At 66.1% G+C, this 23,808-nt stretch carries 15 protein-coding genes and 1 pseudogene; 11 read left to right on the top strand and 5 right to left on the bottom strand.

Annotation, left to right across the window (positions count from 1 at the left end; all coding sequences use genetic code 11):
- The first annotated feature begins 824 nt into the window (after positions 1–824).
- From kynU to ABE463_RS09685, 6 genes are all read left to right on the top strand, one after another.
- Positions 825–2,102, top strand: coding sequence for a kynureninase (gene kynU, locus ABE463_RS09710; protein WP_259261601.1), 1,278 nt, complete (start codon positions 825–827; stop codon positions 2,100–2,102).
- 34 nt (positions 2,103–2,136) lie between these two features.
- Positions 2,137–3,504 (top strand): NAD(P)/FAD-dependent oxidoreductase, encoded by a 1,368-nt coding sequence (locus ABE463_RS09705; protein ID WP_346468014.1) that lies wholly within the window; start codon positions 2,137–2,139, stop codon positions 3,502–3,504.
- Entirely contained in the window at positions 3,504–4,943 is a 1,440-nt protein-coding gene (gene sbcB, locus ABE463_RS09700) for an exodeoxyribonuclease I (protein ID WP_346468013.1), read from the top strand. Before ABE463_RS09705 ends, sbcB begins: the two co-directional genes overlap by 1 nt.
- Entirely contained in the window at positions 4,940–5,626 is a 687-nt protein-coding gene (locus tag ABE463_RS09695; RefSeq protein ID WP_259261598.1) for a DUF2461 domain-containing protein, read from the top strand. The genes sbcB and ABE463_RS09695 overlap by 4 nt, the downstream gene beginning before the upstream one ends.
- 5 nt (positions 5,627–5,631) lie before the next feature.
- On the top strand, positions 5,632–6,618 hold the full coding sequence (locus tag ABE463_RS09690; protein ID WP_346468012.1) for an aldo/keto reductase: 987 nt from the start codon (positions 5,632–5,634) through the stop codon (positions 6,616–6,618).
- A gap of 64 nt (positions 6,619–6,682) precedes the next feature.
- The gene (locus ABE463_RS09685; protein WP_346468011.1) at positions 6,683–7,264 is read left to right on the top strand and encodes a DUF2939 domain-containing protein; all 582 of its coding nucleotides are present in this window, start codon (positions 6,683–6,685) and stop codon (positions 7,262–7,264) included.
- Positions 7,265–7,302: 38 nt separating this feature from the next.
- On the opposite strand, the gene ABE463_RS09680 is transcribed toward ABE463_RS09685, so the two are convergent.
- From ABE463_RS09680 to ABE463_RS09670, 3 genes and pseudogenes are all read right to left on the bottom strand, one after another.
- Positions 7,303–8,250: a 5'-nucleotidase gene (locus ABE463_RS09680; protein ID WP_088434636.1), complete on the bottom strand. Its 948-nt coding sequence runs from the start codon at positions 8,248–8,250 to the stop codon at positions 7,303–7,305.
- 79 nt (positions 8,251–8,329) lie between these two features.
- Entirely contained in the window at positions 8,330–9,100 is a 771-nt protein-coding gene (locus ABE463_RS09675; protein WP_259261595.1) for an NAD kinase, read from the bottom strand.
- A 277-nt stretch (positions 9,101–9,377) separates the two neighbouring features.
- A pseudogene (locus ABE463_RS09670) lies at positions 9,378–14,270 on the bottom strand (NAD-glutamate dehydrogenase domain-containing protein); the annotation flags it as partial.
- A 347-nt stretch (positions 14,271–14,617) separates the two neighbouring features.
- Here ABE463_RS09670 and ABE463_RS09665 point away from each other — a divergent pair.
- From ABE463_RS09665 to ABE463_RS09655, 3 genes are read left to right on the top strand one after another with little or no spacing between them, the layout of a single operon-like run.
- Positions 14,618–15,277, top strand: coding sequence for a TetR/AcrR family transcriptional regulator (locus tag ABE463_RS09665; protein ID WP_259261593.1), 660 nt, complete (start codon positions 14,618–14,620; stop codon positions 15,275–15,277).
- A complete protein-coding gene (locus ABE463_RS09660; protein ID WP_346468010.1) occupies positions 15,277–16,554 on the top strand; it encodes an efflux RND transporter periplasmic adaptor subunit in 1,278 nt (425 codons plus the stop codon). Before ABE463_RS09665 ends, ABE463_RS09660 begins: the two co-directional genes overlap by 1 nt.
- A gap of 15 nt (positions 16,555–16,569) precedes the next feature.
- Positions 16,570–19,743 (top strand): multidrug efflux RND transporter permease subunit, encoded by a 3,174-nt coding sequence (locus tag ABE463_RS09655; RefSeq protein WP_346468009.1) that lies wholly within the window; start codon positions 16,570–16,572, stop codon positions 19,741–19,743.
- Between the two features lie 240 nt (positions 19,744–19,983).
- On the opposite strand, the gene ABE463_RS09650 is transcribed toward ABE463_RS09655, so the two are convergent.
- On the bottom strand, positions 19,984–20,277 hold the full coding sequence (locus ABE463_RS09650; RefSeq protein WP_346468008.1) for a hypothetical protein: 294 nt from the start codon (positions 20,275–20,277) through the stop codon (positions 19,984–19,986).
- A 163-nt stretch (positions 20,278–20,440) separates the two neighbouring features.
- Positions 20,441–21,589 (bottom strand): acyl-CoA dehydrogenase family protein, encoded by a 1,149-nt coding sequence (locus tag ABE463_RS09645; protein WP_259261589.1) that lies wholly within the window; start codon positions 21,587–21,589, stop codon positions 20,441–20,443.
- Positions 21,590–21,737: 148 nt separating this feature from the next.
- Here ABE463_RS09645 and ABE463_RS09640 point away from each other — a divergent pair, with 148 nt between their 5' ends.
- Positions 21,738–22,667, top strand: a complete 930-nt coding sequence (locus tag ABE463_RS09640) for a metalloregulator ArsR/SmtB family transcription factor (protein WP_121037902.1) — start codon at positions 21,738–21,740, stop codon at positions 22,665–22,667.
- Between the two features lie 9 nt (positions 22,668–22,676).
- Positions 22,677–23,783, top strand: coding sequence for a homocysteine S-methyltransferase family protein (locus tag ABE463_RS09635; RefSeq protein ID WP_346468007.1), 1,107 nt, complete (start codon positions 22,677–22,679; stop codon positions 23,781–23,783).
- The last annotated feature ends 25 nt before the right edge of the window (positions 23,784–23,808 follow it).

Raw genomic sequence — 23,808 nt, 5'->3', positions numbered from 1 at the left:
GTACGGGCGGGGGTGGGTGGGTCTGCTGCACCCGCCGAATGTACGTCGGTGTAGGATCGTTGTGGGGAATCCTGGCCGCACACGGTCCCGGAAACCCGCCCCCACCGACCCATCCACACTTTCGTCGGTGCGCATGGAAAAGAGCAACGCTGGAGCTAGCGCGGCCTCTGCTGCTTCTGCTGCCGTGACTGCTTCTGCTGATACTGCGCCGCAGCCTCACAAGCAAAACCAAGCTGCGCTGGTCCCAGCGCCGCCAACCTCAGCGCAGGCATGAATGACTGCGACTGCGACTGCGTTTGAGTCTGGACCAGCTCCGAAAGTTGAGCGAAGACCGGCAAATTGGGTGAGCGAGCAATACCGTTGTGTCCGATCACGGCGGACAGTGCCAAGCGTCGGCAAGTGGATGCATCGTCCACCGCTGTTGGCTCATCCGGCCTCCGCGCTCAAACTGCACCAGTGAACAGTCCAAGGCGCAGGCGCCCGCCTTTTCCCGTACGCACCGACCAATTGTCAGCGGGTCGGTGTGGGTGGGTCTGCAGGACCGTGTGCGGCATGGATGCCGCACTACGAGCCTACACGGACGTACTTGCGGCGGGTCCAGCAGACCCACCCACACCGGCCCGTACACTGGAACGTCACTCCGTACGCATTGGCTTTGGCTTTGGCTTTGGCTTTGGCTTTGGCTTTGGCGTTGGCGTTGGCTCCGGCCTCCAGCTAGAGCGCTAGCTGCCAGCCCACGCCAAAACAGCACCGCAAGCCAGATTCAGCCCACACCCCCAACCACCCGGATAAACTGTCGGCTCACTGACACCGCCGGTTGCACCATGTCCGAACTCCTCAGCCGCACCCATGCCGTTGCCCTGGACGCCGCCGACCCGCTGCGCGCCCTGCGCAACGAATTCGTCTTCCCCCAGCACAACCACCGCGACCAGACCTACTTCGTCGGCAACTCGCTGGGTCTGCAGCCGCGCGGCGCACGTGCCGCCGTCCAGGAAGTCATGGACAAATGGGCCTCGCTGGCCGTCGAAGGCCACTTCACCGGTGACACCCAGTGGCTGCATTACCACCGGTTGGTCAGCGAACAGCTCGCCCGCGTGGTCGGCGCCCTGCCCAGCGAAGTCGTGGCGATGAACACCCTCAGCGTCAACCTGCACCTGATGATGGTCAGCTTCTACCGGCCCACCGCCGAACGCCCCGTCATCCTCATGGAGGCCGGCGCCTTCCCGACGGATCGGCATGCAGTGGACTCGCAGATCCGCTTCCATGGCTTCAACCCCGATACCGATCTGATCGAGGTGCAGCCCGATGAGCCCAACGGCACGATCTCGCTGCAGGCCATCGAACGCGCGATCACCGAACACGGGCCGCGCCTGGCGCTGGTGCTGTGGCCCGGCGTGCAGTACCGCAGTGGCCAGGTGTTCGATCTGGACGCCATCACCCGCATGGCGCGCCTGCAGGGCGCCCGCGTCGGTTTCGATCTGGCCCATTCGGTGGGTAATGTGCCGCTGCAGCTGCACGATATCGCGCCGGATTTCGCCGTGTGGTGCCATTACAAGTACCTCAACGCCGGCCCGGGCGCCGTGGCCGGCTGCTTCGTGCACGAACGCCATCACCGAGATGCCACGCTGCCGCGCTTCGCTGGCTGGTGGGGCCATGAAGAAGCCACCCGCTTCAAGATGGCGCCGCAGTTCGTGCCGGCGGTCGGTGCCGAAGGCTGGCAGCTCAGCAATCCGCCGGTGCTGGGTCTGGCCCCGCTGCGCGCTGCCCTCGATGTCGTCGACAAGGCCGGTGGCATCGATGCGCTGCGGACCAAATCGCTGCGCCTGACCGGCATGCTGGATGCGCTCGTGCGTGCGCGCCTGTCCGGTGTGCTGGAGGTGCTGACGCCTTCGGAGCCGGAGCGCCGAGGCTGCCAGCTCTCGCTGCGTGTGGCCGGTGGCCGCGAGCGCGGCCGCAGCCTGTTCGAGTACCTGCAGACCGTGGGCGTGCTCGGCGACTGGCGCGAGCCCGACGTGATCCGCATCTCGCCGACACCGCTGTACAACCGCTACCTCGACCTGCACCACTTCGTCGAGGAAGTGGAAGCCTGGGCCGGTCTCTGACCCGACCGCCCTCCCCGCCCCCACGGACATCGCCTTGATCGCTACCCCCTCCCGCTCGCTGAGCATCATCGGCGCTGGCCTGGCCGGTTCATTGCTGGCCATCCTGCTGTCCCGCCAGGGCTGGCAGATCACCTTGTATGAGCGCCGCGGCGATCCGCGCGTGAGCGATTACGAGTCCGGTCGTTCGATCAATCTGGCGCTCGCCGAACGTGGCCGGCATGCGCTGCGCCAGGCAGGGGTCGAAAACGCGGTCATGGCCAAGGCGGTGATGATGCGTGGGCGCATGATTCACCCGCGCGAGGGCGAGCCGCAGCTGCAGCGCTACGGGCGGGACGACAGCGAGGTGATCTGGTCGATCCATCGCAAGGATCTCAACACCACGTTGCTGCAGCTGGCCGAGGATGCCGGTGCCACCGTGCACTTCCACCGGCGCCTGCATACGGTGGACTTCGATGCCGGCTACGCACGCTTCATCGATGACCGCGACGACCAGCCGCACGATATCCGCTTCGATACCCTGATCGGGGCCGACGGTGCCGGTTCGGCGCTGCGCGCGGCGATGAACCGCAAGCAGCCGCTGGACGAGCGCATCGACTTCCTGGATCACTCCTACAAGGAGCTGGAGATCCCGCCGACCGATGATGGTGGGTTCCGGATCGAGGCCAACGCACTGCATATCTGGCCGCGTGGGCACTACATGTGCATCGCGTTGCCGAACGACGAAGGCACGTTCACGGTCACGCTGTTCCTGCCCAACGAGGGCGATCCGAGCTTTGCCACCACCAACAGCGGGGCCGAGGCCGAGGCGCTGTTCGCGCGCGACTTCCCCGATGCGCTGGCGCTTATCCCGAACCTGCGCCGCGACTGGGAGCAGCATCCGCCGGGCCTGCTCGGCACGCTGCATCTCAAGCACTGGCACATGAAGGGCCGCGCGGTGCTGATCGGCGATGCCGCGCACGCGATGGTGCCGTTCCACGGCCAAGGCATGAACTGCGCCTTCGAGGATTGCATCGCCCTGGCCGCGCATCTGCTGGAGCAGGATTCGCTGGGCGAGGCCTTCGCTGCATTCGAAGCGGACCGCAAGCCGAATGCCGAGGCGATCCAGCAGATGGCGCTGGAGAACTACCTGGAGATGCGCGACCGCGTGGCCGATCCGCAGTTCCTGCTGCAGCGCGAACTGGAACAGGCGCTGCAGGCGCGCTGGCCGACCCGCTTCGTCCCGCATTACACGATGGTCACCTTCCTGCGTACCCCATACGCCGTTGCGCTGGCGCGCACCGAGCTGCAGCGGCGCATGCTGGAGGAAGCTACTGCCGGGCACGACAGCCTGGCGCATATCGACTGGGCCGCACTGGAGCGGCGGGTCCACGAACAACTGCCCGTCCTGGAGGGTGCGCACTGATGGCCGACAGCTTCCTGTTCTATGACCTGGAAACCTTCGGTCAGGACCCGCGCCGCACGCGCATCGCGCAGTTCGCCGGTATCCGCACCGATGCCGATCTCAACATCATCGAAGAACCGGTCAGCTTCTACGTCAAACCGGCCGATGATCTGCTGCCCTCGCCGATCGCCACCCTGATCACCGGCATCACCCCGCAGCACGCGCTGAGCGCCGGCGTCACCGAGGCCGAGGCGTTCGCGCGGATCAACGACCTGATGGCGCAGCCGGGCACCTGCTCGCTGGGTTACAACACGCTGCGCTTCGACGATGAATTCGTCCGCCACGGGCTGTTCCGCAACTTCTACGATCCCTACGAACGCGAGTGGCGCAACGGCAATTCGCGCTGGGATCTGCTGGACATGATGCGGCTGCTGCATGCGCTGCGCCCGGACGGGATTGTCTGGCCGCAGCGCGAAGACGGCGCCACTTCGTTCAAGCTCGAGCATCTGGCCACGGCCAATAACGTCCGTCAGGGCGATGCGCATGAAGCGCTGTCCGACGTGTACGCGACAATCGGTCTGGCGAAGCTGTTCAAGCAGGCGCAGCCACGGCTGTGGGACTACGCGCTGAAGCTGCGCGACAAGCGCTTCGTGGGCGGCCTGCTGGATGTGGAGGCGATGCAGCCGGTGCTGCACATCTCGATGCGCTACCCGGCCCAGCGCATGTGCGCCGCACCGGTGCTGCCAGTGGCGCGCCATCCCTTCATCAACAACCGCATCATCGCGCTCGATCTGGAGGGCGATATCGAGCCGCTGCTCGATCTGCCACCGGAAACCATCGCCGCACGCCTATACACCCGCGCGGCCGACATGGCCGAGGGCGAGCAGCGCGTGCCGCTCAAGGAAGTGCACCTCAACAAGGTCCCGGCGCTGGTCGCCTGGAACCACCTGCGTCCGGCCGACCATGCGCGCCTGGGTATCGACCCGGCCGCGATCGAGGCCAAGGCCGAGCGCCTGCGCCAGATCGGCCCGGCCCTGGCCGAGAAGGTCCGCCAGGTGTATTCGGGTGAGCGTACGCTGCCGCCGAGCGATGTGGACGCCTCGTTGTACGACGGTTTCCTCGCCGACGGCGACAAATCCCTGATGTCGCGTATCCGCACCAGCCGACCGGCCGAACTGGCCAGCTTCGCCGAGCGCCTGCGCGATCCGCGCATGCCCGAGCTGCTGTTCCGGTACCGCGCCCGCAACTACCCGGACACCCTGGACACCACCGAGCGCTCACGCTGGAACGACTATCGTCGCCAGCGCCTGCTCGGCGATGCATCGCTGGGCGAACAGACCCTGCCGCAGTTCACCGCGCAGCTGGATGCACTGGCCGCAGAGCATGCCAACGATGCCGGCAAGCTCGCCCTGCTGCAGCAGCTGCGCGACTGGGGCACCCACCTGCAGAGCAGCCTATGAGCACCTATTTCAGCCCGGCTACCTTCACGTTCCTGCGAGGCCTGGCCCGCAACAACGACAAGACCTGGTTCAACGAGCACAAGCCGAAGTACGAAGCGCATGTCCGCCAGCCGTTCCTGCGCTTGATCACCGATCTGCAGCCGGACCTGGCCGCAGTCAGCGAGCACTTCCGCGCCGATCCGCGCACCGTGGGTGGCTCGCTGTTCCGCATCTACCGCGATGCGCGCTTCTCCAACGACAAGTCGCCCTACAAGAGCTGGCAGGGCGCGCGCCTGTTCCATGAGCGCCGCAAGCAGGTGCCGGCCCCGTCGTTCTATATCCACCTGCAGCCGGGCGAGAGCTTCGTCGGTGCGGGGCTGTGGCATCCCGAACCGGCCACGCAGCGCAAGGTGCGGCACTTCATCGTCGACAACCCTGGCAGCTGGAAGGCCGCCGCGCATTCGCCGCTGCTGCGCAAGAAATTCGATTTCGAGGAAAGCGAGAAGCTGGTCCGCGCCCCGCGCGGGTTCGAGCCGGAGTTCGAGTTCATCGACGATCTCAAGCACCGCAACTGGGTCTTCTGGCGCTCGCTGGACGACGCCACGATGACCGGCCCGCGCCTGCGCCAGACCATCGCGGCCGACCTGGTCACGCTTGCTCCCTTCGTGGATTACCTGTGCGCGGCGCTGGACCTGGAGTTCTGAACGCCATGTCCTCGCCAACGCCTCTCGCCCGGCGGCCGCTGGGCCGCAGCGGTCTGCAGGTTTCCCAGGTGTCACTGGGCTGTTCGGGCTTCTGGGGCCATCGTCGCTTCCCCGAGCCCCAGGCCGAGCGCATCCTGCGCCACGCGCTTGAGCGCGGGGTCAACCTGTTCGATACCGGTCACAACTACTCCGCCTTCCACGCCGAACCACGGCTGGGCCGGATCCTGCAGCGCGCATTTGGCGCTCACCCGCGCGACGGGCTGGTGATCTCCAGCAAGGCCGGCACGCTCACCGGCCAGGCGGGCGTGAGCGGCACTGAACAGCGAGATTTCTCCCCGGAGAACATCGAGCGCAGCTGTGCCGCCTCGCTTCGAAACCTGCACTGCGGGCACCTGGATATCTTTCAGTTGCATGGCATCGGGGTGCCGCAGATCACCGACGAACTGCTCTCGGCTCTTGATCGCATGCGCCGCAATGGCATGTTCCGCCTGCTCGGCATCAATACCCACACCGCCGAGACCATGCAGTTCATGGCCGCGCATCCTGGCATGTTCGATGTCGCCCTGATCGACTACAACGCCCTGCAACAGGACCGCGAACCGCTGATCGCCGCCATGCATGAGGCCGGCATCGGGGTGCTGGCCGGCACGGTGCTGGCGCAGGGCCACCTGCTGCCAGCACGGCCACGGCTGCCGCGCCTGGCCGATGCGTGGTATCTCGCACGTGCATGGTTGAAACCGTCCAGTCGGCAGTTGATGCGCAGCGCACGCACGATGCAGCGCGCGATCACCACGGTACGGTCGCAGACACCGGCGCAGACGGCATTCGCTTACGTGCTGCAGAACCCGAACATCGCCAGCGGCGTCCTTGGCACCACCCGCCTCGGCAACCTGGATCAGATTCTGGATACGCGGGTGGACGCGCTGACACCGGACGAGCGCGCGCGCTTGGTGACTGCCTTCCAGCACGGTGGTGGCTCGCCCAGTCACTAGCCTTCACATTCCCCGACACCCACTGCGGCAAGCTCGTCGCAGTGCCCTGTAGAGGCGTGATGCAATGAAAAAACTGCTCTGGTTGACGGCCGCGGTGCTGCTGGTACTTGCGGGCGTGCTGTTCAGCGGCCCCTACTTGACCGTGCATGGCCTCAGCCGCGCGATCGAGCAGCGCAATACCGCCACGCTTGACCGTTACGTGGATTTCCCGATGCTGCGCGCCAATCTGCGGGCCCAGCTGAGCGACTACGTGGTGCGTCGCGCGGGTCCGGACATGCAGTCCAGCCTGTTCGGCGCGTTGCTGCTCTCGGCCGGTGACCGGCTCAGCGCGACCGCCGTGGACGCGCTGGTCACCCCGACCGGCATCGGTGCGCTGCTGGAGGGCCACACCCTGTGGAAGCGCGCCAGCAACGATCTGGACAGCCCCAGCAATGACGCCTATGCGACACCACGGCCGGCGCGCCCCCTGAAGGGCGCCACCCACCATTTCGAGTCGCTGTCGCGGTTCACCGCCACCACCTACACGCCGCAGGGCGCGCCGGTGGTGTTCATCCTGCAGCGCTCGGGCCTGCGCTGGCGGCTGGTCGACATCCGTTTGCCGCTCAATCCTGACCCCACCGCGCCGTCGGTCCTGCCGATCCCGTAGGTGCCCACCGTTGGTGGGTACATGGGACCGGCGCTGCATCAACCGTCGTTGGCGACCCCATGCGGCACATGCCCGGCGGCCACGCTCTGGTGCTGCAGCGCGCTGTCGATGTTGTGCTGCGAATCGTCGAAGAAGATGTCCGCGCCGAAGGCTTCCAGGAACGGGCCCTTGTGGCGGCCGCCGAGGAACAGCGCCTCGTCCAGGCGCACGCCCCACTCGCGCAGCGTGCGGATCACGCGCTCGTGCGCGGGCGCTGAGCGTGCCGTCACCAAGGCGGTGCGGATTGGCGCATCTTCGCCTGACGGGAAGACGGCCTGCAGTGTGTGCAGGGCCGAGAGGAAGTTGCGGAACGGGCCGCCGCTGAGTGGCTCGCGGGCGTTCTCACGCTCATGGCGGCCGAACGCTTCCACGCCCTGCTCGCGCGAGATGCGCTCGCTCTCATCGCCAAAGATCACCGCATCACCATCGAAGGCGATGCGGAGCTGACCCAGCGGACGGCCCAGGTCGACCTGCTCGGCTGCGGCAATCGTCTCGCCCGGCGGCTTGGGCAGGATGGTCGCCGCCGCGATCCCGTGCAGCAGCGCACGACGCACCGATTCCGGGTTGGCCGACAGGAACAGATCGGTGCCGAACGGCTTCACATAGGGCCAGGTCGGCTCGCCCGCGGTGAAGGTCGCGCGGATGATGCCCAGGTCGTAGTGCTGGATCGAATTGAAGATGCGCAGGCCGGTATCGGCCGAGTTGCGCGACAGCAGGATCACTTCCACCCGCGGCTGTTCCGGCGACTGGCCCTGGTTGAGCGCGAGCAGCTTGCGCACCACCGGGAAGGCCACGCCGGGACGCAGCACATCATCTTCGTGCTTGCGCTGGTACTCGGCGTAAGCATCGACGCCTTCAGCCTCGAACAGCGCGTGGCCCTCTTCCAGATCGAACAGGGCCCGCGACGTCACGGCAACGGTCAGCAAACGGGGGGTGTTGTCGCCCATGGCAATCAGCAATCCAATGCGGCCGCAGCGGCCGGCCAGCCATTCTCCCACAGTGCATGGCCACCACGGCCGTGCAGCGTCAGAACATGAACTGCTCGCTCAGGATGCGGTCTTCCAGGTTGTGTTCCGGGTCGAACAGCATGGTGACCCGGCGTTCGCGCGATTCGCGGATGGTCACTTCCACCACATCGCGGGTTTCGTGCGAATCGGCGGTGACGCTGACCGGGCGCTTGTACGGATCGAGCACGCGGAAACGCACTTCCGTGGCGGCCTTGAGGATCGCGCCCCGCCAGCGGCGCGGGCGATACGGGGCCAATGGGGTCAGCGCGATGGTATGCGAGCCCAGCGGCAGGATCGGGCCATGCGCGGAATAGTTGTACGCCGTGCTGCCGGCCGGGGTGGCGACCAGCACGCCATCGCCGATCAGCTCGGCCACGCGCTCCTGGCCGTTGAGGTCGATGCCGATATGCGCGGCCTGGCGGGTCTGGCGCAGCAGCGAGACGTCGTTGTAGGCCAGCGACCCGGTGGTGGTGCCGGACTCGGTCAGGGCCAGCATCTCCAGCGGCCGCAGGTTGGCCGGCTCGGCGGCCGCCAGGCGCGCGGGCAGATCGTCATCACGGAACTGGTTCATCAGAAAACCAACCGTCCCCAGCTTCATGCCGAACACCGGCTTGTCCAGCGCACCATAGCGATGCAGCGTCTGCAGCAGGAAGCCATCTCCGCCCAGCGGGCACAGCACCTCGGCCTGCTCGGGCGTGTAGTCGCCATAGCGGGCCCGCATCTGCGCCAGCGCGAGCTGCGCCGCTTCGGTGGAGCTGGCCAGAAAGGCGATACGGGGGGTGTCGCTCATCGGTGAATCCGGGTGGGGTATGCCGGCAAGAGCATAACCGTTCGTGCCGGCTGCGGGCCGGCACGAACGGAAACGAAAACGGCCCCGCCGAAGCGGAGCCGTGTGTTTCTCATGCAATGCCGTTATCAGCCCCCACTTATCCCTCTGGAGCAGAGCCCCCCTGAGTCAGGGGGGCGCGCCGAAGGCGCGGGGGTCTGGAAGCAACGTCTGCATGGGGCCCACGGTTTGCAAAGCAAACCGTGGGGCGTCAGCGCGAATGCGCCGACGCACCATGCGCTCACGCACCATGCGAGGCCAGCTGACCCAGGCGCTGCACCGCGACCGAAACGGTCGGGTAGTCCAGGGTTTTCTGCTCGGCCAGCTCGGCCAGCATCGCCAGGGTAAAGCGCAGGCTGCTGTCATCGCGGCCCATCCAGGCGGCGACCTTGGCTTCGGCGCTGCTGCCCTTCATCGACAGGACCTGGGCAGCCAGGTTGCGATGGTGGGCGGCCAGCTCGTCGCGCAGCACGCCACGGGCCACGGCGTGCCAGCGGCCGTTGACCTCCAGCGCGTCGATCTGCTCGAACAGCCACGGCAGCTGCAGGGCGTCGCCCAGGCGGAAGTGGACCTTGGAGACGTCCACGGGCTTGAGCTTGCGGGTGCGGGCCAGTTCGATGATGTCGAACGCCGGCTCCAGGAACTGCAGTTCCGAAAGCTGCTGCGACAACGCCGGCGGCAGGCCCTTGTCCTTCCACTCCTGCACGCTGGCCTCGTAGGCCGGGCGCTGCGAATCGGGCAGCACGCCGGAGGCGTCGCGGATGTCGTTGAACGCGGCCTGGTAGCGGTTGACCGCTTCGGTGATGCCCGGCATGGCGCCCGGGCGCGAGAGCAGCCAGCGCACGAACGAGCGCTGCAGCTTCCAGATCACTTCCAGCGCGTCGATCTGCACCGACTCCGGCAGCGTGCCGTCGAGGGCGTCGATCTGTGCCCACAGCGCGCGTGCATCCAGCGTCTCACGGCTGATCGTGTACGCCTTGGCGACCTCGGCCACGGTGCGGCCGGTGTCTTCCTGCATGCGCATCAGGAAGGTGGCGCCCATGCGGTTGATGGTCTGGTTGGTCACGGCCGTGGCGATGATTTCGCGCTTCAGGCGGTGACGCTCCATCGCATCGGCGTACTTCTTCTGCAGCGGCGTCGGGAAGTAGCGCTGCAGCTCCTTGGACAGGTACGGATCTTCCGGAATGTCCGACTCGAGCAGCTGCTGGAAGGCCACCAGCTTGGAGTAGGACAACAGCACCGACAGTTCCGGACGGGTCAGGCCCTGGCCACGCGCCTTGCGTGCGGACAGTTCCGCATCCGAGGGCAGGTACTCGATCTGGCGATCCAGCAGGCCCTGCTGTTCCAGCGTGCGGATGAAGTGCTGCTTGGAGCCCAGGCGCTTGACCGCCATGCGTTCCATCAGGCTCAGCGCCTGGTTCTGACGGTAGTTGTCCATCAGCACCAGCGCGGCCACTTCGTCGGTCATCGAGGCCAGCAGCTTGTTGCGCTGTTCGACGGTCAACTTCTTGGCACGCACCACATCGTTGAGCAGGATCTTGATGTTGACTTCGTGATCGGAGGTGTCCACACCGGCCGAGTTGTCGATGAAGTCGGTGTTGAGCAGTACGCCGGCCTGGGCGGCTTCGATGCGGCCCAGCTGGGTCATGCCCAGGTTGCCACCCTCGCCCACCACCTTGCAGCGCAGCTCGCCGCCATTGACGCGCAGCGCGTTGTTGGCGCGGTCGCCGACATCGCTGTGCTGCTCGCTGGCCGCCTTGACGTAGGTACCGATGCCGCCGTTCCACAACAGATCGACCGGCGATTTCAGGATCGCGCTCATCAGGTCGTTCGGGGTCATCGACTTGACGCCGTCGTCCAGGCCCAGTGCCTCACGCACCTGCGGGGTGATCTCGATCGACTTCAGCGTACGCGGGAAGATGCCGCCGCCCTTGCTGATCAGCTTGGCATCGTAATCGGCCCAGCTGGAGCGCGGCACGGTGAACAGACGCTCGCGCTCGACGAAGGTCGTGGCCGCATCCGGGTTCGGGTCCAGGAAGATGTGGCGGTGATCGAATGCCGCAACCAGACGGATGTGGCGCGACAACAGCATGCCGTTGCCGAACACGTCGCCGGACATGTCGCCCACGCCGACTGCGGTGAAATCCTGGCTTTGGCTGTCACGGCCCAGCGCACGGAAGTGGCGCTTGACCGACTCCCACGCACCGCGTGCGGTGATGCCCATGCCCTTGTGGTCGTAACCGACCGAGCCACCGGAGGCGAACGCATCGCCCATCCAGAAGCCGTGCGCCACGGCCAGGCCGTTGGCGATGTCGGAGAACGTGGCGGTGCCCTTGTCGGCCGCCACCACCAGGTACGGGTCGTCCATGTCGTGGCGGACCACGTCCACCGGCGGCACGATCTTGTTGTTGACGATGTTGTCGGTGATGTCCAGCAGGCCCTGGATGAACAGCTTGTAGCAGGCCACGCCGTTGGCGAACACCGCATCACGGTCGCCGTTGAGCGGCGGCATCTTGGCGAAGAAGCCGCCCTTCGCGCCGACCGGCACGATCACGGTGTTCTTGACCATCTGCGCCTTGACCAGGCCCAGCACCTCGGTACGGAAATCTTCGCGACGATCCGACCAGCGCAGGCCACCACGGGCCACGGCCCCGAAGCGCAGGTGGGTACCTTCCACACGCGGGCCGTACACGAAGATTTCGCGGTACGGGCGCGGCTTGGGCAGGTCCGGCACCAGCGCCGAATCGAACTTGAAGCTGATGACGTGGCCCGGACGGCCCTCGGCATCGGTCTGGTAGTAACTGGTGCGCAGGGTCGCATCGATCACGCCCATGAAGCTGCGCAGGATGCGGTCTTCATCAAGGCTGGAGACGCGGTCCATCAGCTTGAGCAGCGCATCGCGCGCGGCATCCATCTGCACGGTGCGGTCGCCCTTGCGTGCATCGACCACGGTCTTGAGCACTTTGAGGGTGGCTTCGTCACCGCCGGCGAGCACGGTCAGGTGCGCGCGCAGCTGGGCCTGGCCCTCGGCGATCGCGTCCTTGCTCTCGTGGCCGGTAGCCGGATCGAAGCGGGCTTCGAACAGCTCCACCAGCAGGCGGGCCAGCAGCGGGTAACGGGTGAAGGTGCCTTCCACATAGGCCTGCGAGAACGGCACGCCGGTCTGCAGCAGGTACTTGCAGTAGCCACGCAGCATCGCGACCTGGCGCCAGTGCAGACCGGCCGCGAGCACGAGGCGGTTGAAGCCATCGTTCTCGGCATCGCCGTGCCACACGCGGGCAAAGGTCTCACCGAAGGCGGCATCGACGCTCGGCGCGTCGATCGCACCCGCCACCGATTCCACTTCGAAGTCCTGCACGTACACCGGCGCGTTGTCGACCGTCAGACGGTACGGGCGCTCGGAGATCACGCGCAGGCCCATGTTTTCCATCATCGGCAGCGCATCTGACAGCGGGATGTCATCCAGCTGGCGATACAGCTTCAACCGCAGGCCATCGCCTTCGTCGCGATGCACGGCCTGCAGGCTCAGACGCAGATCGTCCGGGCCGGTCAGCGCATCGAGCTGGCTGACGTCGTTGGCGGCAATTTCAGTGCTGGAGTCTTCGATGTAGCCGGCCGGCAGTGCCTTGCCGATACGTGCGGCGATGCGCAGGCCTTCGGTTTCACCGTGGCGGGCCACCAGCGCTTCGCGCAGATCGTCCTGCCAGTTGCGCAGCACCTGGGCAAGCTTCTGCTCCAGTGCGCTGGTATCCACTTCCAGGGTCTGGCCAGCCTTCGGACGCACGATCAGGTGCACCTGGGCCAGCGGCGACTCACCGAGCACCACCGAGCTGTCCACGTACTCGCCCTGCAGGGCGTCCTTGAGCATGGCTTCGATGCGCAGGCGCACATCGGTGTTGAAGCGCTCGCGCGGCAGATACACCAGCGCGGAGATGAAACGGCTGTACTTGTCGCGGCGCAGGAACAGGCGGCTGCGCACACGCTCCTGCAGGCCCAGCACGCCCATGGCGGTGCGGAACAGTTCGTCCTCGCTGGACTGGAACAGCTCTTCGCGCGGCAGGGTTTCCAGAATGTGGCGCAGGGCCTTGCCGCTGTGGCTGCTCGGTGCCAGGCCGGACTTGCTCATCACGTATTCGTGGCGCTGGCGCACCAGCGGGATTTCCCACGGGCGGCGGTTGTACGCGCTGGAGGTGAACAGGCCCAGGAAGCGCTGCTCGCCGATGATCTTGCCCTTGGCGTCGAATTCAAGCACGCCGATGTAGTCCATGTAGCCGGAGCGATGCACGCGCGAACGGGCATTGGTCTTGGTCAGGATCAGCGCGTCCTTCAAGCCGGTGGTGGCATTGAGGCCCTGCGCGGCGAGCGTCTTGACCGGACGTGCAGCGGACTTGTCCTGCCCGCGCATCAGGCCCAGGCCGGTGTCGTTGAGCGGCGCCAGCACGTCTTCCTTGCCCTGCTTCTCCACGCGGTACTCGCGGTAGCCGAAGAAGGTGAAGTGGTTGTCGGCGGCCCAGCGCAGGAATTCCTGCGCTTCGGCACGCGAAGCGGCATCCACCGGCAGCTGGCGGCTGCCCAGGTCGTCGGCCAGGCTCTGCGCCTTGGCACGCATCGCGTCCCAATCGCGGACGATGGCACGCACCTCGTCCAGCGCCTTGATGATCGCCTTCTCGACGTCGGCCATGGCGTCGGCCGGCTGGCGGTCGATCTCCAGCAGCATCACCGATTCGGCGGTGCCGTCGCTGACACCGGTCAGCTTGCCGGCCTTGTCACGGGCGAAGCGGATCACCGGGTGACCCAGTACATGCACGCCCACGCCATGCTCGGCCAGCGACATCGTCACCGTGTCGACCAGGAACGGCATATCGTCGTTGACGATCTGCAACACCGTATGCGGCGACTCCCACCCGTTGCTCTTCAGCGTCGGGTTGAACACGCGGACATTGGCCTTGCCGGACTTGCGCACACGCGCGAATTCCAGCGTGTCCGCTGCCAGTGCAGCCCACTCCTCGGCGCTGTGGTGCGGGAACTCGTCCGCCTCCATGCGCTTGTAGAAGTCGGCGGCAAAAGCCACTGCCTCGGCCTGCCCGGCCGACGGGTAGCGCTTGCGCAAGGCCGTGTACACCGGCTCCAGCGAGAAGCCCACTGGCGAAACAGTCTGCGTATCGGCTGGTTTGGATTTGTTTTTCACGGTCTTGGCTGCTGGTTTTTGCGGTTTCATGACGGAGCGGTGCGTGATGCTCAGTTGGGAAAATGAAATTGTAGGCCTACCGCACAGAAATACCTTGCTGCAGGACGGAATAAGGTCTTTCGGGTTGGGTCCCGTTTACATCGGGCGCTTCAATCCGAGGCGGTACGGAGGATCGCGCGGGAGTTCTGCACAGCGCAGCATCGGCCGCTTCGATTGCAACTTGACGTTGGGTATCAAAAACCGCCGAAAGACAAGGCTTCTACAATTCTGAACTGGACGGTATAGTCCACCCCGTGACTCCCCCATCCCCCGCCGCCAGCACCCTGGACGCGCGCGATCACCGCGTGTTCGATGCCGTGCGCGAGCTGCTGGCCAGCCAGGGCATGCAACTGAGCATGGACGCGGTGGCACAGCACGCTGGATGTTCCAAGCAGACCCTCTACAGCCGCTATGGCAATAAACAGGAACTGCTGAAGCGGGTGATGCAGCGGCACGTCTGCCGCGCCACCGCCGGGCTGCGCTCACTCGACGGTGACGACCTGCGCGGCAGTCTGCTGCGGTTCGCCAACGACTATCTGGATCACTTCAACCAGCCGCATGTGGTCCAGGCCCGCCGCCTGATCGCCGCCGAGTCCAGTCAGTTCCCGCAGGAAGCCCGCACGCTCTACCAGGACGGTGCAGGCGCGTTGGCACTTCATGTTTCTGAATGGCTGGCAACCCGATCCGCCGAAGGCCAGCTGAGGCATGACGACCCGCACTTCATGGCTGAACTGCTATTGAGCATGATCGCCGGCTTGGATTTCGAGAAACAGCGTTTCCACATCCCCCACCGCGATGACGCCGCCGTGCGCCGCCGCTGGGCAGAATTCTCCGTCGACAGCTTCCTGCGCGCATTCGCTGCGCCCGATGCGGCCACGGCTTCGTATTCAAACCAACACCGGAGCTTCTCCTGATGATCGCCCCACTCCGCACCCTTGCCCTGACGTGCGCAGTCGCCCTTGCGTTGACCGCCTGCAAAAAGGAAGAGCAGCAGGCCCCGCCGCCGCCGGAGGTGGGCGTGATCGAGGCCAAGCCGCAGACCCTGCCGCTGCAGCGTGAGCTGGTCGGCCGTCTGTCGCCGTTCCGCAGCGCCGATGTGCGCGCCCGCGTCCCGGGCGTGGTGCTCAAGCGCGTCTATCAGGAAGGCTCGGATGTGAAGGAAGGCCAGGTGCTGTTCCTGATCGACCCGGCACCGCTGCGTGCAGCACTCAATGCCTCCCAGGCCGAGCTGGCGTCGGCGCAGGCCACCGCCGCCAACGCCAAGGCCGCCGCCAACCGCGCCCGCTCGCTGGCCCCGCAGGCTTACGTCTCCAAGTCCGATCTGGATGCGGCCGAAGCCACCGAGCGCACTGCCGCTGCCGCCGTGCAGCAGGCCCAGGCCTCGCTGGCCAGCGCGCGGATCAACCTGGGCTATGCCGAAGTGCGCTCGCCGATCAGCGGCCGCGCCGGCAAGCAGCAGGTCACTGAAGGTGCGCTGGTTGGCCAGGGCGATGTGACCCTGCTGACCACCGTGGATCAGCTCGACCCGCTGTACGTGAACTTCTCGATGAGCGTGGATGAGTTGACCCAGATGCGCGCGGCCCAGGCCAAGGGCGCACTGGCGCTGAGCGGGGACGGCAAATCCACCGTGCAGGTGAAGCTGGCCGACGGCACGGTCTATGACCAGCCGGGCACGCTGGACTTCTCCTCGACCACGGTCGACCCGGCCACCGGCGCGGTCTCGCTGCGCGCGGTACTGCCGAACCCGCAGCAGATCCTGCTGCCGGGCGCCTTCGTCAGCTTCCAGGCGACGCTGGGTGAGCGCAACAACGCCTACCTGGTCCCGCTGCAGGCACTGCAGCGCGACACCACCGGCGGCTACGTCCTGGTGGTGGGCAAGGACGGCAAGGTCGCCCGCAAGAATGTGAAGAGCGAGGGCCAGCAGGGCAGCAACTGGCTGGTCAGCGGTGGTCTGGATGCCGGCGATCAGGTGATCGTGGCCGGCGTACAGAAGGTCAAGGAAGGCGAACCGGCCAAGGCCGCCCCGTGGAACCCGGCCGCCGGCAACGGCAATGGCCAGGCGCCGGCGGGTGCTGCTCCGGCAGGAGCCGCTCCGGCGGCTGCCGCCAAGCCTGATGCCGCGGCCGCCCCGGCTGATGCCGCCGCCGCAACGTCCGACGCCGCTCCGGCTGCCGAACCGAACAAGCAATAACGGGAATCCTCCGTCATGCCTAAATTTTTCATTGAACACCCGGTATTCGCCTGGGTGGTCGCGATCCTGATCTCGCTTGCGGGCGTGATCTCGATCCTGGGTCTGGGCGTGGAGTCCTACCCGAGCATCGCGCCTCCCCAGGTGACGGTGAGCGCCACCTACCCCGGCGCCAGCGCCGACACCGCCGAAAAGTCGGTCACCCAAGTGATCGAGCAGCAGCTGACCGGTATCGATCACCTGCTGTACTTCAGCTCCTCTTCGGCCTCCAACGGCCGCGTCACCATCACCTTGACCTTCGAAACCGGCACCGATGCCGATATCGCCCAGGTCCAGGTGCAGAACAAGGTCTCCCTGGCGACCCCTCGCCTGCCGACCGAAGTGACCCAGCAGGGCGTGGTGGTGGCCAAGGCCAACGCCGGCTTCCTGATGGTGGTGGCCCTGCAGTCCGACAGCGCCTCGATCGACCGCGATGCGCTCAACGACATCGTCGGCTCGCGCGTGCTCGACCAGATCTCGCGTATCCCCGGCGTGGGCAGCACCCAGCAGTTCGGTTCCGAGTACGCCATGAACATCTGGCTCAACCCGGAAAAGATGCAGGGTTACGGCCTGTCCGCCACCCAGGTGCTGGCCGCGATCAAGGACCAGAACGTGCAGTTCGCGGCCGGTTCGCTGGGCTCGGATCCCTCGCCGGAAGGCCACTACTTCACCGCGACCGTGTCGGCCGAAGGGCGCTTCAGCTCGCCGGAAGAGTTCGAGAACATCATCCTGCGCGCCAATCCCGACGGCTCGCGCGTGCTGCTCAAGGACATCGCCCGGATCGCCTTCGGTGCGAACAACTACGGCTTTGACACCCAGTACAACGGCAAGCCGACCGGTGCCTTCGCCATCCAGCTGCTGCCGGGCGCCAACGCGCTCAACGTGGCCAATGCGGTCACCTCGAAGATGGACGAGCTCAAGCCGAGCTTCCCGGCCGGTGTCAGCTGGTTCTCGCCGTACGACAGCACCACCTTCGTGAAGATCTCGATCGAGGAAGTGGTCAAGACCCTGATCGAAGCGGTCGTGCTGGTGTTCCTGGTGATGCTGATCTTCCTGCAGAACTTCCGCGCCACGCTGATCCCGACCCTGGTCATCCCGGTCGCGCTGCTGGGCACGTTCCTGGGCATGAGCATCATCGGCTTCACCATCAACCAGCTGACGCTGTTTGCGATGGTGCTGGCGATCGGCATCGTGGTCGATGACGCCATCGTGGTCATCGAGAACGTCGAACGCATCATGACCGAGGAGAAGCTGCCACCCAAGGCCGCCACCCAGAAGGCCATGACCCAGATCACCGGTGCGGTGGTGGCCATCACCGTGGTGCTGGCAGCGGTGTTCATTCCGTCGGCCCTGCAGGGCGGCGCCGCCGGTGAGATCTACAAGCAGTTCGCGCTGACCATCGCCATCGCGATGGCCTTCTCGGCTTTCCTGGCCCTGGGCTTCACCCCGGCGCTGTGCGCGACGTTCCTCAAGCCGACGCACAACGACAAGCCGAACATCGTCTACCGCACCTTCAACAAGTACTACGACAAGGTCAGCAACACCTACGTGGGCCACATCACCTCGGCGGTGAAGCATGCCCCGCGCTGGATGATCCTGTTCGTGGTGCTGACCGTGCTGTGCGGTTTCCTGTTCACGCGCATGCCGGGCAGCTTCCTGCCCGAAGAAGACCAGGGCTACGCGCTGGCGATCGTGCAGCTGCCGCCGGGCTCGACCAAGTCGCAGACCAACCACGCCTTCGCCCAGATGCGCGGCATCCTGGAAAAGCAGGATGGCTTCGAAGGCATGCTGCAGGTGGCCGGTTTCAGCTTCGTCGGCTCCGGTGAGAACGTGGGCATGGGCTTCATCCGCCTCAAGCCCTGGGCGGACCGTGACATCACGGTGCCCGAGTTCATCAACAACATGAACGGCGCGTTCTATGGGATCAAGGAAGCGCAGATCTTCGTGGTCAACCTGCCGACCGTGCAGGGCCTGGGCCAGTTCGGTGGCTTCGACATGTGGCTGCAGGACCGCGGCGGCGTGGGCTATGAGCAGCTGACGCAGGCCCGCAACATCCTGCTCGGCAAGGCCGCGCAGGAAAGCGATCTGCTGACCGGCGTGCGCCCGAACGGCCTGGAAAACGCCCCGCAGCTGCAGTTGCACGTGGACCGTGTGCAGGCGCAGACCATGGGCCTGTCGGTGTCGGACGTGTATAGCACCATCCAGTTGATGCTGGCCCCGGTGTACGTCAACGACTTCTTCTATGAAGGCCGCATCAAGCGCGTGACCCTGCAGGCCGATGGCCCGTACCGCACCGGCGCGGAGTCGTTGAACAGCTTCTACACGCCCAGCACGCTGCAGACCAACGCCGATGGCACGCAGGCGATGATTCCGCTGAGCACCGTGGTGAAGTCCGAGTGGGTGTCCGCACCGCCGTCGCTGAGCCGCTACAACGGCTACTCGGCGGTCAACATCGTCGGTTCGCAGGCCGCCGGGCGCAGCTCGGGCGAGGCGATGCAGGCGATGGAGCGGATCGTCAACGACGACCTGCCGGCCGGCTTCGGCTACGACTGGTCGGGCATGTCCTACCAGGAAATCCTGGCCGGCAACGCCGCGACCCTGCTGCTGGTGCTGTCCATCGTGGTGGTATTCCTCTGCCTGGCCGCGCTGTATGAAAGCTGGTCGATCCCGGTGGCGGTGCTGCTGGTGGTGCCGCTGGGTGTCCTTGGCGCCCTGGCCTTCTCCCTCGCCCGTGGCCTGCCGAACGATCTGTACTTCAAGATCGGCCTGATCACGGTGATCGGTCTGGCAGCGAAGAACGCGATCCTGATCGTGGAGTTCGCGGTGGAACAGCGGGCCGCGGGCAAGAACCTGCGCGAGGCGACCATCGAAGCCTCCCGCCTGCGCTTCCGCCCGATCCTGATGACCTCGTTCGCCTTCATCATGGGCGTGGTGCCGATGGCCATCTCCACCGGTGCCGGCGCCAACGCACGTCACGCGATCGGTACCGGCGTGATCGGCGGCATGGTCTTCGCCACCTTCCTGGGTCTGCTGATGATCCCGGTGTTCTTCGTGGTGGTCCGCCGCATGCTGGGTGACAAGCTGGACGAACCGTCCAAGGAGTTCCTGGAGCGCCAGGGCGAAGCCAATACGGCCCACCGTCCGGATCGTTGATGCACAGGGGCAGCCACGGTTGCCCCACCGGCAGGTGACCACCGTGGGTGGTCACGCTGGAATGAAAAAGCCCCGGCGCGAGCCGGGGCTTTTTTGTGCGCCGTGCGTGACGGGTAATGTGGCTCACGCGAGGCATGCATATGGGGACGAGGTAGTGCCGGCCGCTGGCCGGCTGCTCCGGGCACCTGCCAGACAAGGACCGCCTGGTTGCCGGCCAGCGGCCGGCACTACCAAACGGCCTCAGCGCAGCAGTGATACTGCCGCGCACACCATCACGATCGCCAACGAGGGCCACTGCATCGGCAGGTAGAAGAAGTGATGGCGGGCAGGATCGCCTTCACCGCGCGGGCCGCGGTTGAGCACCATGCCGAGCACGACGTTGATCGCTGCGCCGATGCCGAATCCGATCAACAGCTGCGCCAGCGAGGTATTGCCTTTGGCAACAGCAGGATCCGGCCACAACCACATCAACAGCAGCAGGGCGGCGATGGGGGTGAGCAGGGTGAGGAACCCTGCGCCTCGATAAATAACCATGGAGTCACCTGCAGAACGGGACCGCACATTCTGCACTACCCTGCGTGCCGACCAACGGTCGGCACCTACCTTGATCCGACGCTGGAGCGTCCGCAACGCCTCAAGGCCACTTCAGAGGCCCTGACCGACAAGCGGCGCCGAAGTGGCGCCGCTGTCCTATCGATCAACGCAGACCCGTCTCGTTGCGCGCGATCACCAGACGCTGGATCTCCGAGGTGCCCTCGTAGATCTCGGTGATCTTGGCATCACGGAAGTACCGCTCCAGCGGCATTTCCTTGGAATACCCCATGCCGCCGTGGATCTGCACGGCCTGATGGGTGATCCACATTGCCGCTTCGGAGGCGGTCAGCTTGGCGATCGCCGCTTCATTGCTGAAACGCTTGCCCTGGCCTTTCACCCATGCCGCGCGCAGCGTCAGCAGCATCGCCGCGTCCAGCTTGCACTTCATGTCGGCGATCTTGGCCTGGGTCATCTGGAAGGTACCGATCGCCGCGCCGAAGGCCTTGCGGTCCTTCACATACTCGATCGTCGCTTCATACGCCGCACGGGCGATGCCGATCGCCTGCGAGGCGATGCCGATACGGCCGGCGTCGAGCACGCCCATGGCGATCTTGAAGCCCTCGCCTTCCTTGCCCAGCACGTCGTCAGCGTCTGCCACGTAGTCCTGGAACTCGATTTCGCAGGTGGCCGAGGCACGGATGCCCAGCTTCGGCTCGGTCTTGCCGCGGTGGAAGCCGGCCTTGTCGGTGTCGATCATGAAGGCGGTGATGCCACGCGCGCCCTGTTCCGGATCGGTCATCGCAAACAGCACGATGTACTTGGCCACCGGGCCGGAGGTGATCCAGCTCTTCTTGCCGTTGATCACGTAGGTGCCGTCGGCCTGCTTGACCGCGCGGCAGCGCATGGCTGTCGCATCCGAACCGGACTGCGGCTCGGTCAGCGCGAACGCACCGATGGCCTCGCCCTCGGCGATGGCGCGCACATACTTCTGCTTCTGCGCTTCGCTGCCGTGGGTCAGGATGCCGTTGCAGAACAGCGAGTTGTTGACCGACATGATCGTCGAATGCGCAGCGTCTCCGGCGGCGACCTCCACCATCGCCAGGACGTAGGCGATCGGGTCCATGCCCGCACCGCCGTAGGCTTCGGGCACTTCAATGCCCATCAGACCGTTCTCGCCGAGCAGGCGGATGTTCTCCAGCGGGAACTCGCCGGTGCGGTCGTGGTGTTCGGCGCTGGGCGCGATTTTTTCCTGCGCGATACGGCGCGCAACGTCCTGCAGCATCAACTGCTCTTCGGTAAAGCTGAAATCCACAACACCCTCCCGGGTACAGAGTGATAAGGGCCGCAGTGCGCGCGACCCGGTCGGGCGATTGTACCGGGGGGCGGGGAAAGGACGCCTGACTTGACCGCAGCGCCGCCAAAGGACGAAAATATCTCTATATCGCGATAGGTAGATATTTATGGATCTCGAGGACTGGTCCGTCCGGCTGAAAGTGTTCGCCGACGCCACCCGGGTGCGCCTGCTGGCGCTGCTGGAACAGGAAGAACTCACCGTGGCCGAGCTGTCGGCCATCACCACGCTGGCGCAGCCGCGAGTGTCCACCCATCTGGCCCGGCTCAAGGAAGCCGGCCTGGTACGCGACCGTCGCTCGGGCGTCTCGGCGTATTACCGCTTCGATGACGCCGCGCTGGATCCGGCGCAGCGCGCATTGTGGCATGCCCTGAGCACCGGCAGCGACGACCCGCTGCTGCGCCAGGATGCTGAACGCGTGGCTGCCGTCATGGCCAGCCGTGCGGCGGACCAGAACTGGGCCGACAGCGTCGCCGGCGACATGGAACGCCATTATTCCCCGGGCCGTACCTGGGAAGCGCTGGCACGCACCGCCCTGCCGCTGCTGGAAACCGGTGACGTGCTCGACATCGCCTCCGGTGACGGCGTGCTGGCCGAGCTTGTGGCGCCGCACGCCAAGCGCTACATCTGTATCGACACCAGCGCGCGCGTGGTCGCCGCTGCCAGCGAGCGCCTGCGCCGGCTGGCCAACGTGGAAGTGCGCGAAGGCGATATGCATGCCCTGCCCTTCCCCGACCAGAGCTTCGACCTGGTGGTGCTGATGCACGCACTGACCTATGCGGCCAAACCGGCCCAGGCCGTCGCCGAGGGTGCGCGCGTCCTGCGCCCAGGCGGTCGCCTGCTGCTGTGCAGCCTGGCCCGTCACGAACACCGTGCGGCCGTGGATGCCTATGGCCACGTCAACCTCGGTTTCAGCGACAAGGAACTGCGCAAGTTCGTTGAAAAGGCCGGCCTGGTCGTCTCCAGCCTGGAAACCGTGACCCGCGAGAAGCGCCCGCCGCATTTCGAAGTCATTTCGCTGATTGCCAGCAAGCCCTGAGGTCTACCCATGTCATCCCTGCCCTGGCTCCACCCCGACCGCGTGCATGCGCTGGAAACGGCGCTGGCCCAGCGCATCCTGATCATCGACGGCGCCATGGGCACGATGATCCAGCGGCATGGGCTGGAAGAGGACGATTACCGCGGCGCGCGCTTCGCCGGCGGTTATGACCACCAGCACGGGCCCGGCTGCGATCATGCCGCGACCGGTGACACGCCGCAGGGGCATGACCTGAAGGGCAACAACGACCTGCTGTTGCTGACCCGCCCGGAGGTGATCGGCGGCATCCACACCGCGTACCTGGAGGCCGGTGCCGATCTGGTCGAGACCAACACCTTCAACGCGACCTCGGTCAGCCAGGCCGACTATCACCTTGAGCACTTGGTCTACGAGCTCAACAAAGCCGGTGCCGCAGTAGCGCGCGCCTGCTGCGATGCGGTCGCAGCGACCACGCCGGACAAGCCGCGCTTCGTGATCGGCGTGCTCGGCCCGACCAGCCGCACCGCGTCGATCAGCCCGGACGTGAACGATCCCGGCTTCCGCAACACCAGCTTCGATGCGCTGCGCGAGACCTACCGCGAAGCCATCGATGGCCTGATCGACGGCGGCGCCGACACCCTGATGGTGGAAACCATCTTCGATACGCTCAACGCCAAGGCCGCGCTGTTCGTCATCGAAGAAGTGTTCGATGCGCGCGGTGGTCGACTGCCGGTGATGATCTCCGGCACCATCACCGATGCCTCCGGCCGCACCCTCTCCGGGCAGACGGCCGAGGCGTTCTACGCCTCGGTCGCGCATGGCCGGCCGCTGTCGATCGGGCTGAACTGCGCGCTCGGCGCCAGCGACATGCGGCCCCACGTGGAGACATTGTCCACCGTGGCCGAGTGTCTGGTCAGCGCGCATCCCAATGCCGGCCTGCCCAATGCCTTCGGCGAGTACGACGAAACCCCGGAAGAAATGGCCACCACGCTGCGCGAGTTCGCCAGCGCCGGTCTGCTCAACCTGGTGGGCGGCTGCTGCGGCACCACCCCGGCGCACATCCGCGCGATTGCCGAAGCGGTGGCCGATCTGCCGCCGCGCCGCCTGCCCGCACCACCGCTGGAAGACGCGGCATGACCGCATCCGCCCCACGCTCCCGTTG

The organism is Stenotrophomonas sp. TWI819, from assembly GCF_039673075.1.
GTDB lineage: Bacteria > Pseudomonadota > Gammaproteobacteria > Xanthomonadales > Xanthomonadaceae > Stenotrophomonas > Stenotrophomonas rhizophila_B.
The sequence above is the reverse complement of the archived record's forward strand: the minus strand, read 5'-3'. Positions and strand labels throughout refer to the sequence as shown.

Excerpts from the sequence above, each read along its gene's own strand:
- kynU (WP_259261601.1), top strand. The coding sequence starts at position 825 with ATGTCCGAACTCCTCAGCCGCACCCATGCCGTTGCCCTGGACGCCGCC.
- sbcB (WP_346468013.1), top strand. The coding sequence starts at position 3,504 with ATGGCCGACAGCTTCCTGTTCTATGACCTGGAAACCTTCGGTCAGGAC.
- ABE463_RS09695 (WP_259261598.1), top strand. The coding sequence starts at position 4,940 with ATGAGCACCTATTTCAGCCCGGCTACCTTCACGTTCCTGCGAGGCCTG.
- ABE463_RS09690 (WP_346468012.1), top strand. The coding sequence starts at position 5,632 with ATGTCCTCGCCAACGCCTCTCGCCCGGCGGCCGCTGGGCCGCAGCGGT.
- ABE463_RS09685 (WP_346468011.1), top strand. The coding sequence starts at position 6,683 with ATGAAAAAACTGCTCTGGTTGACGGCCGCGGTGCTGCTGGTACTTGCG.
- ABE463_RS09680 (WP_088434636.1), bottom strand. The coding sequence starts at position 8,250 with ATGGGCGACAACACCCCCCGTTTGCTGACCGTTGCCGTGACGTCGCGG.
- ABE463_RS09675 (WP_259261595.1), bottom strand. The coding sequence starts at position 9,100 with ATGAGCGACACCCCCCGTATCGCCTTTCTGGCCAGCTCCACCGAAGCG.
- ABE463_RS09660 (WP_346468010.1), top strand. The coding sequence starts at position 15,277 with ATGATCGCCCCACTCCGCACCCTTGCCCTGACGTGCGCAGTCGCCCTT.
- ABE463_RS09655 (WP_346468009.1), top strand. The coding sequence starts at position 16,570 with ATGCCTAAATTTTTCATTGAACACCCGGTATTCGCCTGGGTGGTCGCG.
- ABE463_RS09650 (WP_346468008.1), bottom strand. The coding sequence starts at position 20,277 with ATGGTTATTTATCGAGGCGCAGGGTTCCTCACCCTGCTCACCCCCATC.
- ABE463_RS09640 (WP_121037902.1), top strand. The coding sequence starts at position 21,738 with ATGGATCTCGAGGACTGGTCCGTCCGGCTGAAAGTGTTCGCCGACGCC.
- ABE463_RS09635 (WP_346468007.1), top strand. The coding sequence starts at position 22,677 with ATGTCATCCCTGCCCTGGCTCCACCCCGACCGCGTGCATGCGCTGGAA.